18 protein-coding genes are annotated in these 15,922 nt (G+C 67.9%); 9 read left to right on the top strand and 9 right to left on the bottom strand.

All coding sequences use genetic code 11. From position 1 onward, the window contains the following. Positions 1-94: 94 nt before the first annotated feature. Positions 95-541 (bottom strand): DUF1801 domain-containing protein, encoded by a 447-nt coding sequence (locus ACZYZ3_RS04520; protein ID WP_463962642.1) that lies wholly within the window; start codon positions 539-541, stop codon positions 95-97. A gap of 74 nt (positions 542-615) precedes the next feature. Here ACZYZ3_RS04520 and ACZYZ3_RS04515 point away from each other — a divergent pair, with 74 nt between their 5' ends. The 3 genes from ACZYZ3_RS04515 (at position 616) to ACZYZ3_RS04505 (ending at position 2,730) form a co-directional block, all read left to right on the top strand. After that, the gene (locus ACZYZ3_RS04515; protein ID WP_463962769.1) at positions 616-1,467 is read left to right on the top strand and encodes a PhzF family phenazine biosynthesis protein; all 852 of its coding nucleotides are present in this window, start codon (positions 616-618) and stop codon (positions 1,465-1,467) included. 196 nt (positions 1,468-1,663) lie between these two features. Beyond that, entirely contained in the window at positions 1,664-2,290 is a 627-nt protein-coding gene (locus ACZYZ3_RS04510) for an FMN reductase (RefSeq protein ID WP_463962641.1), read from the top strand. 47 nt (positions 2,291-2,337) lie between these two features. Further along, positions 2,338-2,730, top strand: a complete 393-nt coding sequence (locus ACZYZ3_RS04505) for a TFIIB-type zinc ribbon-containing protein (protein ID WP_463962640.1) — start codon at positions 2,338-2,340, stop codon at positions 2,728-2,730. A gap of 17 nt (positions 2,731-2,747) precedes the next feature. Here ACZYZ3_RS04505 and ACZYZ3_RS04500 read toward each other — a convergent pair whose 3' ends face one another. Together ACZYZ3_RS04500 and ACZYZ3_RS04495 are read right to left on the bottom strand one after the other, a co-directional pair. Beyond that, positions 2,748-3,320, bottom strand: a complete 573-nt coding sequence (locus ACZYZ3_RS04500; protein WP_463962639.1) for a hypothetical protein — start codon at positions 3,318-3,320, stop codon at positions 2,748-2,750. A 4-nt stretch (positions 3,321-3,324) separates the two neighbouring features. Beyond that, a complete protein-coding gene (locus tag ACZYZ3_RS04495) occupies positions 3,325-3,792 on the bottom strand; it encodes a hypothetical protein (protein WP_463962638.1) in 468 nt (155 codons plus the stop codon). 631 nt (positions 3,793-4,423) lie between these two features. Here ACZYZ3_RS04495 and dnaB point away from each other — a divergent pair. Continuing rightward, a complete protein-coding gene (gene dnaB, locus ACZYZ3_RS04490; protein ID WP_024367946.1) occupies positions 4,424-5,806 on the top strand; it encodes a replicative DNA helicase in 1,383 nt (460 codons plus the stop codon). A 3-nt stretch (positions 5,807-5,809) separates the two neighbouring features. Here dnaB and ACZYZ3_RS04485 read toward each other — a convergent pair whose 3' ends face one another. Together ACZYZ3_RS04485 and ACZYZ3_RS04480 are read right to left on the bottom strand one after the other, a co-directional pair. Then, positions 5,810-6,784: an acyl-CoA thioesterase gene (locus ACZYZ3_RS04485; RefSeq protein ID WP_463962637.1), complete on the bottom strand. Its 975-nt coding sequence runs from the start codon at positions 6,782-6,784 to the stop codon at positions 5,810-5,812. Positions 6,785-6,956: 172 nt separating this feature from the next. Then, positions 6,957-7,391, bottom strand: coding sequence for a DoxX family protein (locus tag ACZYZ3_RS04480; RefSeq protein WP_463962636.1), 435 nt, complete (start codon positions 7,389-7,391; stop codon positions 6,957-6,959). Positions 7,392-7,537: 146 nt separating this feature from the next. On the opposite strand from ACZYZ3_RS04480, the gene ACZYZ3_RS04475 reads away from it, so the two are divergent. From ACZYZ3_RS04475 to ACZYZ3_RS04465, 3 genes are all read left to right on the top strand, one after another. Continuing rightward, on the top strand, positions 7,538-8,893 hold the full coding sequence (locus ACZYZ3_RS04475; protein ID WP_463962635.1) for an MATE family efflux transporter: 1,356 nt from the start codon (positions 7,538-7,540) through the stop codon (positions 8,891-8,893). Positions 8,894-8,980: 87 nt separating this feature from the next. Next, positions 8,981-9,574, top strand: coding sequence for a hypothetical protein (locus ACZYZ3_RS04470; protein ID WP_463962634.1), 594 nt, complete (start codon positions 8,981-8,983; stop codon positions 9,572-9,574). 141 nt (positions 9,575-9,715) lie between these two features. Further along, positions 9,716-10,021: a hypothetical protein gene (locus ACZYZ3_RS04465; RefSeq protein ID WP_463962768.1), complete on the top strand. Its 306-nt coding sequence runs from the start codon at positions 9,716-9,718 to the stop codon at positions 10,019-10,021. A 57-nt stretch (positions 10,022-10,078) separates the two neighbouring features. Here ACZYZ3_RS04465 and ACZYZ3_RS04460 read toward each other — a convergent pair whose 3' ends face one another. After that, complete coding sequence (locus tag ACZYZ3_RS04460) at positions 10,079-10,828, bottom strand: hypothetical protein (protein WP_463962633.1); 750 nt, start codon at positions 10,826-10,828, stop codon at positions 10,079-10,081. A 129-nt stretch (positions 10,829-10,957) separates the two neighbouring features. Continuing rightward, the gene (locus ACZYZ3_RS04455) at positions 10,958-11,500 is read right to left on the bottom strand and encodes a CGNR zinc finger domain-containing protein (RefSeq protein WP_463962632.1); all 543 of its coding nucleotides are present in this window, start codon (positions 11,498-11,500) and stop codon (positions 10,958-10,960) included. Positions 11,501-11,623: 123 nt separating this feature from the next. Here ACZYZ3_RS04455 and ACZYZ3_RS04450 point away from each other — a divergent pair, with 123 nt between their 5' ends. Continuing rightward, positions 11,624-12,631, top strand: coding sequence for an EamA family transporter (locus ACZYZ3_RS04450; RefSeq protein ID WP_463962767.1), 1,008 nt, complete (start codon positions 11,624-11,626; stop codon positions 12,629-12,631). 67 nt (positions 12,632-12,698) lie between these two features. Here ACZYZ3_RS04450 and ACZYZ3_RS04445 read toward each other — a convergent pair whose 3' ends face one another. After that, positions 12,699-12,962 carry a hypothetical protein gene (locus ACZYZ3_RS04445; RefSeq protein WP_463962631.1) on the bottom strand — a complete coding sequence of 88 codons (264 nt, stop codon included), beginning with the start codon at positions 12,960-12,962 and terminating at the stop codon, positions 12,699-12,701. A gap of 176 nt (positions 12,963-13,138) precedes the next feature. On the opposite strand from ACZYZ3_RS04445, the gene ACZYZ3_RS04440 reads away from it, so the two are divergent. Next, positions 13,139-13,411: a DUF2277 domain-containing protein gene (locus tag ACZYZ3_RS04440; protein ID WP_463962630.1), complete on the top strand. Its 273-nt coding sequence runs from the start codon at positions 13,139-13,141 to the stop codon at positions 13,409-13,411. A 24-nt stretch (positions 13,412-13,435) separates the two neighbouring features. On the opposite strand, the gene ACZYZ3_RS04435 is transcribed toward ACZYZ3_RS04440, so the two are convergent. Continuing rightward, a complete protein-coding gene (locus ACZYZ3_RS04435; protein WP_463962629.1) occupies positions 13,436-15,919 on the bottom strand; it encodes a heavy metal translocating P-type ATPase in 2,484 nt (827 codons plus the stop codon). Positions 15,920-15,922 lie beyond the last annotated feature (3 nt).

Raw genomic sequence — 15,922 nt, 5'->3', positions numbered from 1 at the left:
TCTGCTTTAACTCCAACTCGGGGTCACCTACGGCCCAACGTGGGCCGCGCCACCGGCGCGAAGTGACCCCGCGTTGCAAGGTCTTGCGAGTTGCCTAGGGGTGGTGAAGGACCGTTGTTATGTGCCGGTAGCCTTGCTGGACCAGTTCGGTGAGCACCGTCTCGTCGACGTCGTCGAGCTTGTTGACATAGACGCACCCGGCACCGGTCTTGTGCTTCCCCAGCCGCGCCAGCAGCTCGGCTGACTCCGGCCCGTAGCTCAGCCCGTAGAGGGACAGGCTGGCTTTCCGGGGCGAGAAGCCGACGGCAGGGGCGTCTCCCTCGCGGCCGGTTGCGTACCTGTAGTGGTAGCGGCCGAAGCCGACGATCGTTGGGCCCCACATCTCTGCCGGCTGCCCGGTGGCCTCTGCCATCAGTTCCAGCAGCCGGAGCCCGTCCCGGTGCCGGCCGGGATGCTCGACGGCGGCGAGGAACTCCTCGACCGACGCACCGGTTTCCGTCGTCTTGTTTTCGGTTTTGGTTTGGGTCTTGTTCACAGCCATGCGGGAAGTCTCGCAGGCCGCGGCAGCCTTGTCAGCCGCACCGGCGCGGGTGATAGCCTGCGGCAGTGACCTCAATCACCGCACCCGCGCCCCGCCTCCGACCCTTCGCCCAGGTGGACGTCTTCTCGGCCGAGGCCTACCGGGGCAACCCGCTGGCCGTAGTTCTCGACGCCGGGGACCTCACAGCGGAGGTGATGCAGCATTTCGCCAACTGGACCAACCTCGCTGAAACCGCGTTCCTGCTGCCGCCCACCGACCCCCGGGCAGACTACCGGGTCAGGATCTTCAGCGGCAGCGAAGAGTTCCCCTTTGCCGGCCACCCCACCCTTGGCTCGGCGCATGCCTGGCTGGAAGCCGGCGGCATCCCCCGGCAGGACGGGATGCTCGTCCAGGAGTGCGGGGCCGGACTGGTGCAGGTAAAGCGCGACGGCGGCCGCCTGGCGTTCGCGGCCCCGCCCATGACCCGCTCGGGGCCGGTCGCAGAGACGGAGCTCGGCCGCATCGCCGCCGGCCTCAGAATGCCGCGGGAGGCGCTGCTGGATGCGTCCTGGCTGGTCAACGGCCCGGACTGGATCGGTGTGCTGCTGGAGTCGGCGGAGCTGGCGCTCACCATCAGGCCTGACTACGCAGCCATGGCGGGACTCAAAGTCGGCGTAATCGGCCCCCACGGCGCCGGATCGGAGGTCGGCTTCGAGGTGCGCACCTTCATCACGGGTGACGCCGCGGCGGAGGACCCGGCCACCGGCAGCTTCAACGCCGGCGCGGCCCAGTGGCTGATCCGCAGCGGCCGGGCCCCGGAATCCTACGTCGCAGCGCAGGGAACGGCGCTGGGACGTGCCGGCCGGGTGCACATCGACGCGGCCGGGGACGACATCTGGGTCGGCGGGAGCTCGGTGAGCTGCATCGAGGGGTTTGTCCTGCTCTGACTGGCCGGCCCGCGGCCCACACGTCAGGCCGGGGCTCATTGCCCTGTCACGTCTGGCTGCCATTCCGTCGTTTTGGGACCCAAAAGTGACAGCGCAACAGGGGACGGGAATAAACGGCACGAACCCGCACTTGTCCAGATAGATGCAAACGCATGTTTCGGCGTTTGTGGCCTGACGCAACTCGAGGAGCATCCCAGTGGAATCCCGCCGCATCACCGTTCTCTCCGCCGGACTCGGCGTCCCGTCGTCGAGCCGCCTGCTGGCGGACCAGCTGTCCGCCTCCGCGGGACACCACCTGGCCGCGGCCGGCTATGCCGCCGAAATCCAGGTGCTGGAACTACGCGACCTCGCCGTGGATATCGCGAACAACTTTGTGACCGGCTACGCCGCGCCGAAGCTGGCCGAGGTGATCGCCGGAGTCGAGACCTCGGATGGCATTATCGCCGTCAGCCCGGTCTTCAGCGCCTCCTACAGCGGCCTCTTCAAGTCCTTCATTGACGTCCTTGACCCCAAATCGCTCGAGGGCAAGGCAGTCCTGCTGGGCGCCACCGCCGGAACCGACCGGCACCAGATGGTTCTGGACTTCGCCATGCGGCCCCTGTTCAGCTACCTCCGCACCCGGATCGCCAACACTGCCGTCTTTGCCGGCCCGCAGGACTGGGGCAATAACGACGACGGCGGTTCACCCCTCTCGACGCGGATCGACCGGGCGGCGGCCGAGTTCGTCGCGCTGCTGCAGGGTGCCCAGCCGCAGCAGCAGCAGCCTGCCCCGGAGTCGCTGCCGTTCGAACAGCTGCTCGCCGGCATCTCGGGCCGGCACTGACGGGTCCAGCGGCGAACGAATTAGGGTCCCGGCTCGTTGTGCGGGACATGAAGTGTCCTGTGGATTCAATTGAGCTGGTCATGAGCGAACGCGGTGGCGTCGAGATCGATTACTGCCCGCAGTGCCGCGGGGTATGGCTGGACCGGGGCGAGCTGGACAAGATCCTGGACCGCGCGGCGGAGACCATGGGCCCGGGAGTCTCGTCCCCGCCGCCGCCCCTGCCGCCGGTGACGCCCGGGCACATTCCGCCCCCGCTGTACAACGTGGACCCGCGCCGCGATGAGCGGCGTCCGGACAGCCGGCGACCCGATGACCGCCGCTATGACGACCGCCGTGACCGGCCGCGCTATGACCAGCCGCGCTATGAGCAGCCGCGTTATGACGACCGCCGCCGTCCCAAAAAGAAGGAAGGCTGGCTCGGGGAGCTGTTCGACTTCTAGTTCCCTGGGGGCCGGGGTCAGTCCTCGAGGAGGGCGATGAATTCGCGCGCCTGCTTGATGGAGATGTCCGAGTGCCGGGTGAGGGCCTCCGCCGCTGCCTCGGGTTCGCCGCTTCTGGCCAGCGTGCGGATCCTGCCATAAATCTCGTCGTTGAGCATGTTGCTGCTGACCTCGCGGGTGACGTCGCCCTTGCTGGCGATCGCCCGGTATCGGTAGGCAAAACGCTGCGGCGCGTCGTCGTCGTCGTCCACGGGCCCCTGCTCGGGCGCCTCAGGCCGGAAGGGCTGCGGGTGGGCAGCCAGTGCCCCCACGGCATCCCGTGAGGCCCGCAGTCCGTCTCCAGTGGCCTCGAAGTACAGCTTGATGGCGGCCATGGCCTGTCCCTGGGCGATCAACGCGTAGAGCCGGCGGTGTTGTTCCTGGTTGAGTTTGGCCGCGGCGGTGCGCGCGAGTTCGACCGGGTCGCGGCCCGGCTGAGGGGCAGCCTCCCGCCGTGTCTGCTTGTCGCGGCGGCCGAGGGCGCGGGCGCCCAGCAGGACACCGGCACCGACGAGCGTCAGAATTAGCAGAGGGATAAGCAGGGATTCCATGAAACTACAGCCGATCTACATATTTCTTGGCGGTCAAAAGATCTGAATGGGTCGTCTGCCGCAGCAGCTTGATGGCCTGGAGCTTCTTGCCGTTCCTTGCCATCGACTGGAGTTGCAGGGCGAACTGTGGGTTCAGTTGGCCGCCGGGGAGCACGTGGCCCTGATACCCGGGCTGTCCGGCGGCGGGCGCGGAGCCCACCTGGGCGCGCAACGCCCTGCGGGCATGGTCCGCCTGCTGTGACTGCTGCTGTTCATTCTGGCTGGGACGGGTGACGGCGTCGACACGGGCCCGGGCGGCGGTGGCGGCCTGGACCTGGGCCGCGTAGTGGGCCTGGGAGCGGACGGCCAGTTCCTGCTGGTAGCGCTCCGCATCGGACATGCCGAAATCGCGGGGTCTGAGGGCCGCGGCCAACGCCCAGAGGACTGCTGCCAGGATGAGGGCAGGCAGTATGACTAGCAGTACATCGCCCATGTGAAGAGCTTATGCCAGATCGCAGTTATCCACAGCACATTCTTCGATCGGCCTACCGTGCGTCGCCGGTGGCGTCAATGCCAGGGAATGCGTGTGAGGACCATCACCAAATATGCATATTTCCGGCCTGGTGTGCCCTCGTGGGCCGCCGGCTATCCCCAGCCGCAGTTCGGCCGCTGTGGATGAACGTGGCCGGAAATTCTTTTGTGTCCACACGCAGATCCCAGTGTTTCCGCACCTCAGAAGCATATTTCAGCGGTAAGAAACATTCTATCCACAGCTGTTCCCACAGGCTGTGCACAAGCAGGGGGCAGTAGTGCACAGGTTATCCACAGGGGGGCCGGGCCGCCGGGTTGGTGCCTGCCCCGGCGGGGGATAACGTTGCTGGATATCGAGCCTTGGATACCGAAAATCCGCCGCTGGCTTCCCTTTCAGCCCGGCCCCTCAGGCCTGGATCCGGGCTGTGCAAAACCGGCAGTTCCGGGAGGCGGCCAAAGTGTCGGAGCACGCTGATAGTAGTTAACCCGCAGGGCCTACACCCGGGGTCGACGACGGCGGGGACCAAGGCCCATGGCACACGCGTCGCCGGCGCACGGACATCCGCCGAGGCACACAATGGAGGACGGCAGTTTTGTCAGTTACGCATCTGGACTCAGTCGAGGGGACTCGGGGAGCCGAAGGCAGCCGCAAGCCGCCACAGGACATACCCGCCGAGCAATCCGTGCTGGGCGGCATGATGCTGTCCAAGGACGCCATCGCCGATGTCGTCGAAATCCTCCGCGGCGTGGACTTCTACCGCCCGGCGCACGAGACGATCTACGAAGCCATCATCGACCTCTACGGCCGCGGCGAACCTGCCGACGCCGTCACCGTCTCGGATGAACTGACCAAGCGGGGCGAGATCAACAGGATCGGCGGCCCGGCCTACCTTCACGAGCTCATCCAGACTGTTCCCACCGCCGCCAACGCCGGGTACTACGCCGAAATTGTGGGCGAACGCGCGGTTTTGCGCCGCCTGGTCAACGCCGGCACCAAGATCGTCCAGCTCGGCTACGGCCAGGACGGAGAGGTCGAAGACCTGGTGAACCAGGCGCAGGCCGAGATCTACGCCGTGGCGGAGCGCCGCACTGCAGAGGACTACGTTGTCCTGAAGGACGTGATGGAGTCCACCGTGGACGAGATCGAAGCCTCCGGCCACCGTGAGGAGGGAATGACGGGCGTTCCCACCGGCTTCTACGAACTCGATGAGCTCACGCATGGCCTGCACCCCGGCCAGATGATCGTCATCGCTGCCCGCCCCGCCGTCGGTAAGTCCACCTTCGCGCTGGACTTCGCCCGCTCCGCTGCCATCAAGAACAACCTCGCCACCGTGATGTTTTCCCTGGAAATGGGCCGGAACGAGATCGCCATGCGTTTGCTGTCCGCGGAGGCCACGATCGGTCTTCAGGACCTGCGCAAGGGCACGATCAAGGACGAACAGTGGTCCAAGATCGCCACCACAATGGGCCGGATGAATGACGCCCCGCTCTTCATCGACGACAGCCCCAACATGTCGCTGATGGAAATCCGGGCCAAATGCCGGCGCCTGAAGCAGCAGCATGATCTCAAACTCGTCATCCTTGACTACCTCCAGCTGATGAGCTCCGGCAAGAAGGTGGAGTCCCGCCAGCAGGAGGTGTCCGAGTTCTCCCGCGCGCTGAAGCTGCTGGCTAAGGAACTCCAGGTCCCCGTCATTGCCCTGTCGCAGCTGAACCGTGGCTCCGAGCAGCGCCAGGACAAGCGGCCGATGGTCTCTGACCTCCGTGAGTCAGGCTCCATTGAGCAGGACGCCGACATGGTCATCCTGCTGCACCGTGAAGACGTCTACGACAAGGAGTCGCCGCGTGCCGGCGAGGCGGACATCCTCATCGCCAAGCACCGCAACGGGCCCACCAAGGACATCGTGGTCGCCTTCCAGGGCCACTACTCGCGGTTTGCCAACATGGCGGCCGACGCCGGTGGCGGCGGCTTCTAGGGGCTACTCGCCGCCTGCCCGAAGCAGGTGGTTGGGCAGCCGGTTCCCCGGTGCCCGGCCCCGGATCTCCAGCAGTTCGCGGGCATGGGCGTGCAGCCGCTTGTCTTCCTCGGACACCGGCACCCACTGCGGGATCGGGACGGACGTGCCGTGCTCGTCGCGCGCCACCATCACGGTCAGGCAGTAGGTCGTGAGGTCCAACTCCCGTCCCTTGGGATCTCCCGAGCGGACATGGACCGCGATGTGCATGCCCTTGGTTCCCGTATAGACGAGTCGGGCCTCGACCTCCACCACGTGGCCGATGAGCAGCGGACGGTAGAACCGCACACCGCCGGAGAACACGGCCACCGTGTCCATTCCGCAGTACCGCGAGGCGCAGACGTAGGCCGCTTCGTCGATCCATTTCATGACGATGCCGCCGTGGACTTTGCCACCCCAGTTCACATCCGTGGGTGCGGCCACAAAGCGGAGGACAACATTCTCGGCGGTCCCGGCGCCGGTATATTCCTGCCCGCTCATTGCCTGGACAATGTCCTCGCGGACCTTGATCCGCGCCAGCGCATGGTCTCGCTGTTCGATTTCCTGCGGCGTCGTCGGCTCAAACTGCGGCACCGGGATGGGCTTGCCGTCGGCGCCGACGGCCACGAAAATCACCATGCACTGACTGCGCATCGTGGCCGGGCCACCCCTAGGGTCGCCCGAGGACACCACGGTGCGGATGTGCATGGAGGACCGGCCCGTGTAGACAATCGTGGCCGTGACCTCAACCATGTCCCCGCTGTTGACCGGGTCCGCGAAGTGGATGTTTCCCACGTAGGCCGTCACGCAATAGGACTTGGCCCAGCCGACCGCGGCCGCGTAGGCGGCCTTGTCCACCCACTCAAGCACGGTGCCGGCGTCAACCGAGCCACTGTGGCCGACGTCGGTGGGCGCGGCAAGGAAGCGCAGGGTCACGGCATTGGCAGCAGTCTCACTCATGCTGTGAGTCTACTGACGGGCCGCGGAAGCGTCGCGGGCGAGGACACAAACGCTGACCGTGGCGCCACGCAGGGCATGACGGCGGACGCCCGCCCGGACGTGACCGCCCGCCTGGCGCCTGCCTGCCGGACGCCCGCCTGGACGTGACCGCCCGCCCGGCGCGGGGACGTCCTTAGGCCAGGATGCTGAGCCTGGCGCCGGTGCGGCCGAAGAGAGCCTTGTCCACGGAGACTTTGCCGGCGCCGACAAGGGCCACGGCCAGGGCGGCCGCGGCCAGAATCAGCACCAGCTCGTAGCCGCCGGTGGCGGCAAAGATTCCCGCCGGGGCATGGACCAGAAACAGCGCGCCGAGCATGTTCACCGCGAGCAGGGCGGCGAACACCCGGGTAAGTACGCCGAGAATCAGGGCGATGCCCCCGGCAAGCTCCAGCGCGGCGACGGCAGGAGCGACCAGGCTGGCGGCCGGAACGCCCATCTGCGCGAAAGCGGCCTGCGTGCCGGCAATGGTGAACTCATTGAATTTCTGCCAGCCGTGGGCGGCGAAGAGGAACCCGGTGACGATGCGAAGGATGGTGCGGGCCGTGGTGGTGAGGGCGGGCTGGTTCATGGGGATGCCGTTCTGAAGAGGACCGCGGCGCGGTGTGGGCCGCGGAGGATTTAGTTGAACATTCAACTTATAGTCTTCCGGCGAGTAGTTGAAAAGTCAACTAAAGCGAAGCTGTGCGACGCCGGCTCTGCCGCTAGGGTGGTTCCGTGCCAGCCTCCGCCCCTGCTCCCGCAGCCCTCCCCTCCGCGGCGGGCCGACGGCGGGAAATTCTGCGCCTCGCAGTCCCGGCCTTTGGTGCGCTCATCGCCGAACCGCTGTTCCTCCTCGCGGATGCAGCAATCGTCGGTCACCTCGGCGTGGCCCAGCTCGCGGGCGTCGGACTGGCATCCGCGGTGCTGCATACCGTGGTGGGCCTCATGGTGTTTCTGGCCTACTCCACCACACCGGCCGTGGCGCGGGCGATCGGCAACGGTCAGTTGCCCAGGGCCCTGGCCGCCGGGCGGGACGGCGTCTGGCTAGCCCTGCTGCTCGGAGTCCTTCTCGCCGCCGCCGGCTTCCTCGCCGCAGAGCCACTTCTGGACCTGATGGGCGCCACCGGTGACGTACGGACATTTGCCGTCGACTACCTGCGCTGGTCCATGCCCGGGCTGGTCGCGATGCTGCTCATCTTTGCCGGCACCGGCGTGCTGCGGGGCCTGCAGGACACCCGCACGCCGCTGTTCGTCGCGGCCGCCGGTTTCACGTTGAACGTCGTCCTGAACCTCATACTGGTCTACGGGCTGCAGCTGTCCGTCACCGGCTCCGCAATCGGCACCAGCGTCGCCCAATGGGCCATGGCCCTGGTCTACGTGGTCATGGTCCAACGCAATGCCCGCAACCACGGCGTGTCCCTGCTGCCCGATTGGCGCGGCATCCGGGCCCTGACCAGAGTGGGCTCGTGGCTGATGCTGCGGACGCTCAGCCTGCGCATCGCGATCCTCGCCACGGTAGCGGTGGTCACGGCCCAGGGGCCGGTCAACCTGGCCGCCCACCAACTCGCCATGACTATCTTCACGTTTCTGGCTTTCGCCCTCGACGCCCTGGCCATTGCCGCGCAGGCGCTGATCGGCAAGGAACTCGGAGCCTCCCGCCCCGCGGCCGTGCGCGAGCTCACGGGAACCATGGTCCGCTGGGGCCTCGGATTCGGGGCACTCGCCGGGATCCTGCTCGCCGTCGCGGCACCGTGGGCGGGCCTGCTCTTCACGTCCGACGCCGAGGTCCGGGCCGCGCTCACGCTGGCGCTGTGGGTGCTCGCGGCCGGGCAGCCGCTCGCCGGCTATGTCTTTGTCCTCGACGGCGTGCTGATCGGAGCGGGGGACGCGAAGTACCTGGCGCTGGCCGGTGTTGTGAATCTCGCCGTGTATCTGCCGCTGCTGCTGGCCGTCCGGCAGTCCGGGGCCGCGGGGGGCGCGGGTCTGCTCTGGCTGTGGGCGGCGTTCTCACTGGGCTACATGGCCGCGAGGGCTGTGACACTGGGCGTCCGCGCGCGGACGGACCGGTGGATGGTGCTCGGCCCACACTGAGTCGTTCCGCCCGGCCCTCGCTCCGTACCCCCAGGCCCGCGCGGCATAGCGGCGCGCGCCGGTGCGGCTTCGCACTAAACTGGTCGGGTGACTCTCCCCGCAGACCCTGATGCCTCCACCGCCCAGCCCGCCGCTGCGGACCTCTGGAAGCCCGTGCTGGTCCGGGCCGCCGTCGCGCTCGGGTTCGGTGCGGTGACCGTGTTCTGGGCTGCGCCCTCCACCGCGGGCATGGGCTGGGCCGGCGGTATCTACCTGCTGGCCACGAGTGTGGTGCTGCTCTGGAGCGTGAACAAGACCGGGCTCCGCACCGGGTCCGCGTCCAGCAAAGTCACGTCAGCCGCCGGTGCCGTGCTGACCGGAACCGGCGCCGCGGTCGGGCTCATGTCCGGCAACCTGCTCTTCGGGGTCCTGGCCGCCCTCGGCCTGGGCCTGGCCGGCGCAGCAGAGCTCTACCTCGGTATCACCAACCGCGGCCGGTCCGTGCTGGCCCGCGACTGGATCGCCTCCGGCGTCGTCGGGGTGGGCACCGCCGGCCTGCTGCCGTTCTTCATTGACCTCGGTCCGCATGCACTGCTCGGTGTCGCCGGCGGCGGTGCCATCATCAGCGGTGTGCTCTGGATGCTGGCCGGGCTGACCCTGCGGCACGATGCACGGGCCGATTCCGCGAAGGCCGTAAACTAGTACCGACAGGTTCTACCTTGCGTAGAACGATCGCGGCATCACAACTGCCACGCCTGGCGGCGTCGGCTGCAGGAGGAAAGCACCTTGGCACAGAAATCTGGAGAACCGCGCAAGCTGCGCACCTCGGTCAAGGGACCGCTCATGTTCTCCGCCTTCTGGGCAGTGCTGGCCTTCGTTGCCACCCTGATGTTCGCGTCCGGCGGCAGCGCCAAGACCCCGCGCTTTGACCTGGCCTTCACTGCCGCAGGCATTGCCTTCATTGTGATCCTGGTGGTCCTTGCCATGCTTTCGATGGGCCACAAGCCCAACGATGAACAGCTCGGAAAGGGCTCAGGCGTCAACCTGAGCTCCCGGCACTCCGGCCACGGCGGCCACCAGGCGCAGCCCCGGCCGGACGCCGGAACCCCGGATGCCGGCCCCCGCGCGTCAGGCGACGACGTCCGCTAAGTCCGCGAATGCCGTCCTTCCTGCCCGGCGCCGGTCCCGGCGCCACGGCGAATCTTCCTACTTGGTCCAGGAAATCGGATTCTTCAGGTAAGGGTTGTCGCTGTAGTTGGCGTAGATGTACTTGGAATCGGTGTACTCGACGGTCGTGATTTCATCGCCGGCCGGGGCCAGGAACACCTGGCAGGACACCATCGTGCTGCCCACTACCAGGCTCAGGGAATCACCGGTGCCGGTGGTGGCGAGGCGCGTGCTGGCGCATTGGTCGAAGGCGCCGAAGACGATGAGTGACTGCGCGTCGGAGCCGTCTTTGAGCTGGGCGGTGACCCTGGGTTCGCTGATGCCGAGGGATGCCCTGCTGAGGCTGTCCATCCGGTGGCTGACCGAGACGAAATAGGGCGTCTGCCCGGCGAACTTCGCGGCGTCTTTGAACTTGGCGAAGTCGTCCGGGGTTCCCGCGACGACACCCGTCAGCGTCGAGGTGAAGACAGCCTCGGTGTACTTCGGGTCCGCCTTATCCTTGCCCGTGTTGGTGTGGGTGACGGCAGATTCTCCGGCCTTGAGCTTGGTTCCCGGCGCGGTCAGTGTGCCGACCACGGGCGCCGCCGCCGCGGCTGCGGTCGAGGCTGCCGTGCTGGGCGTGGCACTTGCACTGGCACTTGCACTGCTGGCGGCAGGGGTCGCGGTCCCGGGAGAGCTGGTGGTGGCGGGCGAGGATCCGCCCCCGCCGCAGGCGGCCAGTCCGACCGCCAAAATTCCGGTGATCCCCAGTGTTGCCGTGACGTTTTTGTGCGAGGGGCGCTGTGCCATGTACTTGATGTCCCTAGATTGGGTTGCGTCGGCCTGATGGCTGCGCGAATTAATCCAGTCTATGGGGAAATTAGTCCGGTTCTGATGGGCGCGCCCGCTCGCGTCGCGGCAGTGCGTTTTATGACGCGCTTAGGACGCCGCCTTCCGGGCCCGATAGGCCGCCACGTGCGCGCGGTTCGCGCAGTTACCGGTGTCGCAGTAGCGCTTGGAGCGGTTCCGGCTGAGATCCAGCACGACGGCGTCGCAGTCCTCTGCGGCGCACACCAGCATCCGGTCCATCTCCTTGCTGCGGATGACGTCGACCAGGGCCATCGCGGCTTCCGTGCTCATCCGGTCCGCCAGCGGTGCGTCCGGGGTCGTGGCGTGCAGGTGCCAGTCCCATGCATCGTGCTTGACGAGCTGGGGGAGCGCGCGTGCCTCCCGCAGCAGCCGGTTCACGGTTTCCGCAGCGGCGGATTCGTCCGCGAACCAGAGTGCGGCAAGCTCCCCGCGGAGGCGTTTCACGCCGGCCAGCTCGGCCGCGTCCCGGGTCCGCGAACCGGTGAATCCCTCGGCTTCCAGAAAACGATCCAGGTCCCCGGTCGTGGAGAGGTGCTCATCCCCGTTGGCTGCCGAGTTGATCAGGTTGACGACGGACCGCAAGGCCACCTCTGTGTCAGGGGCAAAAAGCATCTTGACTCCTTACGTTAACATGGCGTACCGTCATGAGCATAACCATACTTTACTCCTGACAGGAGGCAGCCCGTGTCTGCCGCACGCCGCACCGCCGACGCACCGGCCTCGACCGATTCCGGAATGCGCACCCTCGGAAAACCCGGTGCCGGCAAGCCCGGTGCGGCATCTGCTTTCATGGCGTCGGGCCTGGGAGTTGCCTTGTTTTCCTCGGCCGTGTTCGGCCTCTCGGGGTCCTTTGCCAAGGCGCTGCTGGAGACCGGCTGGACCCCCGGGGCTGCTGTCACAGCCCGCCTGACCGGGGCGGCGATCATCCTGGCCGTTCCTGCCATTCCGGCGCTGCGCGGGCGCTGGCACCAGCTCAGGGACAACTGGCTCACGGTGTTGCTCTTCGGCCTCATCGGGGTCGCGGCCTGCCAGCTGTTCTATTTCAACGCGGTGGCCCGCCTGTCGGTAGGGGTCGCCCTGCTGCTGGAGTACCTGGCTCCCGTGATCATCGTGCTGTGGCTCTGGGCCGCGAGCCGCAGACGCCCCCGTCCCCTGACAATTGCCGGTACCCTGCTGTCCCTGGGAGGGCTGGTCCTCGTCCTGGACCTCACGGGGGCCGTCAAGATCGACCTCATCGGCGTGCTGTGGGGGATGGCGGCCGCGGTCTGCCTGGCGATCTACTTCTTCATCACGGCCAAGGAAAACGACACCCTCCCGCCCATCGTCCTCGCCTCCGGAGGACTCATGGTCGGCGCCGTCACCATGTGGCTTGCCGCGGCAACCGGTCTGCTGCCGATGGCCTTCAGCACGGCCGACACCCGGCTGGGCCCCTGGGTCACCCCCTGGTGGGTGGCCCTGGGTGGACTCGTGGTGCTGGCCACCGTGCTCGCCTATGTCTCCGGCATTGTGGCGGCGCGCGCACTCGGCTCCAAAGTGGCATCCTTCGTCTCGCTCACCGAGGTTCTGTTCGCCGTCGTCTGGGCGTGGCTGCTGCTGGGTGAACTGCCGGGCCCCATCCAGCTCATGGGCGGGCTGCTGATTGTCGGCGGCGTCGTCCTTGTCCGGCTGGACGAGCTCCGGACCCCATCCGGGGCCGGTCCTGCGGCGCTCGACCATGCGAACGACGTCGAACCCGTGCCCTAGGCAGGGTCCGACGAAACTGGCCCGGACGCTGCTGCGTCCGGGCCAGTTCGATCCTGCGGGCTACTGACTAGCGCGAAGCGCTTTCCTGCTCGGTGGCGTTGCGGCTGGCCTGTTTGCCGGCTTCCTGCAGCGCCTGGGAGACCTTCGCCAGTGCGGAAACGTGCTGGCCGTTCCATTCGCTGCGGAACTTGTCGGCGTCCGGACCCTTCCAGTCGGTGCCCTCGAGCACCTTGGTCAGCAGTGACTTCTGCTTGTCGATTTCCGTCGAACCTGCCTGCAGCTTCGTCCCAAGAGTCTTGAGCTGAGCAATGTCTGCACCCCAAATAGCCATTCGAAAAATCTCCTCAAGTGGTAAAACCGGAACCCGCGCCCTGAAGGCGCCCCGGCGGATCCCGGCTGCTCCGGAAGATCCAATGCACCCAAACTATCCTGCCCGGCGAAAACGTGTCGATGGGCAGCCCTCCCCATGCCCTCGATCCCGGGCTCAATGGCACCTAGCATGGAGTTATGTGCCGAAATATCCGGACCCTTCATAATTTCGAACCGCACGCCACCACCGCCGAAGTAGAGGCCGCAGCGCTGCAATACGTGCGCAAAATCAGTGGCAGCACCAAGCCGTCCAAGGCCAACGAAGAGGCCTTCAACCAGGCGGTGCACGAGATTGCCCACGCCACCGAGCACCTGCTGGACTCCCTGGTGACCCACGCTCCGGCAAGGGACCGCAGGGAGGAAGCCGCCAAGGCGAAGGCCAGGGCTGCCGTCCGCTTCGGCGCGGCCTGAGGGGCGCACCCCCGCAAGGGGGGCCTACTTGCCGAAGCTGCGCAGCCGCAGCGAGTTAGCTACGACCAGCACGGAACTGGCGGCCATTGCGGCGCCGGCGATCATCGGGTTGAGCAGGCCCAGGGCTGCCACCGGGATCCCGACGGCGTTGTAGAAGAAGGCCCAGAAGAGGTTCGTCTTGATGATGGCCAGGGTCCGGCGGGACAGCTCGATCGCCTGGGCGACCTGCCCCAGTTCGTTGCCCATGACCGTCAGGTCAGCGGCCTCGATGGCGACGTCAGTGCCGGAGCCCATGGCAATGCCGAGGTCCGCCTGGGCCAGCGCCGCGGCGTCGTTCACGCCGTCGCCGGCCATGGCCACGGTGGCGCCGGCGGCCTGCAGTTTCCGCACGGCCTCGACCTTCCCCTCCGGCAGCACCCCGGCGTACACGTCCTCCGGAGCGATGCCGACGGCGGCTGCCACCTGCGTGGCGACGGCGGCGTTGTCCCCGGTCAGGAGGATCGGACGGAGCCCGAGCTCCCGGAGCCGCAGAATCGCGGCTGCGGAGCCCGGCTTGAGCGTGTCCCGCAGGCTGATGATTCCGGCCGGCTCACCGTCCACGGCGAGCCAGACCGCGGTGGCGCCGGAGCCCTCGGCGTCGCCCAGGGCCGCCAGCTGCGCTGCGGTCGGCGTGATGCCGTTCTCCTGCAGCCAGCCCGTGCGGCCGGCCGCCACGAGCCGGCCCGCGACGGTTCCCTGGACTCCGCCGCCGGGTGCGGAGCGGAAGCTGGCGACGGCGGGAAGGGCGCCGGCGTCGTTGTCGCGGCGTTCCGCCGAGAGCGCGGCCGCGGCGACGGCGCGGGCGATCGGGTGTTCGGAGGCGGCCTCGACCGCTCCGGCCAGGCGCAGCACCTCACCCGGGCTGAAGGATCCGAACGCCTCGGTGCCGTCGACGGCCAGGTGTCCGCTGGTCACGGTGCCGGTCTTGTCGAGCAGGATGGTGTCGACGGTGCGGGTGTCCTCCAGCACCTGCGGCCCTTTGATCAGGATGCCCAGCTGCGCTCCCCGGCCCGTTCCGGTGAGCAATCCCACGGGGGTGGCCAGGCCCAGGGCGCACGGGCAGGCGATGACCAGCACGGCGACGGCGGCCGTGAACGCGGCGCGCAGTTCGGCGTCGCTGATGTCCGGGGCGGCTGCCAGCAGCCAGGCGCCGAAGGTGACCGCGGCGATGGCCAGGACCACCGGGACGAACACCGAGCTGATCCGGTCCGCGAGGCGCGCGATCGGCGCCTTCCCGGTTTGGGCCTGGGAGACCAGCCGTCCCATCTGGGCGAGGGTGGTTTCGGCGCCGACGCGCGTGGCGCGGACCAGCAGCCGGCCGGAGGTGTTGATGGTGGCGCCTGTGACCGGACTGTCCGGGCCGACTTCCACCGGTACGGACTCGCCCGTCACCAGCGAGGCGTCGACGGCGGAGGATCCTTCGACGACGACGCCGTCGGTCGCAATTTTCTCGCCGGGGCGCACCACCATGACATCGCCCACCCCCAGCTGATCGGCGGGGATCTGCTGCTCCTGGCCGCCGCGGAGGACCGTGGCGTCCTTGGCGCCCAGGTTCAGCAGCGCCTTGAGGGCGTTTCCGGCCTTCTGCTTGGCATTGGCCTCCAGGTACCGGCCCAGCAGCAGGAAGGTGGTGACGACGGCAGCAACCTCGAAGTACAGCCCGCCGGAGCCCATTCCCTCCATGCTGTCCATACCCTGCGGGTGCGCGGTCATCCGCGGGTCCGCTAAGAGCTGCCAGGCCGAAAAAGCGTATGCCGCGGTCACGCCGATGGAGACGAGCGTGTCCATCGTGGAGGCGAGGTGCCGGGCGTTGACGGCGGCGGCCCGGTGGAACGGCCAGGCCGCCCACGTGACCACTGGCAGGGCCAGGGCTGCCGCGACCCAGCCCCAGTTGGCGAACTGGAAGGCCGGGAACATTGAAATCAGGAAGACCGGGACGGTGAGGATGGCCGCGACGATCAAGCGCGGGCGGAGCCTGGCCGCCGCCGACACCGGGTGGTCCCCAGCCGCGGCTCCGCCCAAGACATGCTCCGCGTGCTCGGCCGTTGCTCCCCGCCGGCCCCCTGACCTGGCCTGCTCGGCCTGGGAACCCCGCCGGAGCGGCCCTTCCTCGGACGCGCGCTCCCGCGTGTCCCCGGCGGCGCCGCCCGGGGACATGTCACCGGAGGTGGTTGGCTGTGCCGGCACGGCCGTGCCGCCCGGCTCAACCGGTGTGGCTGGGTACAGGGGGGTGCGGACCGTGGCCTTGTAACCTGCTGCCGCTACGGTGGCGGTGATCTGGTCGTCGGTCACGGCCGCGGGGACCGTGACGTGGGCTGATTCCAGGGGAAGGTTGACGGTGGCGGTGACGCCGTCGAGCTTGCCGAGCTTGCGTTCGACGCGGCTGACGCAGGAGGCGCAGGTCATGCCCTCGATGTCGAGCTCGATCACCCGGTTTCCGGGCTGGTCCAGCAGTTGCTCTCTAGTCACGGT

This window comes from Pseudarthrobacter linnaei (genome assembly GCF_055412825.1).
Note: the sequence above shows the minus strand (reverse complement) of the source record. Positions and strands in the feature narration are given on the sequence as shown.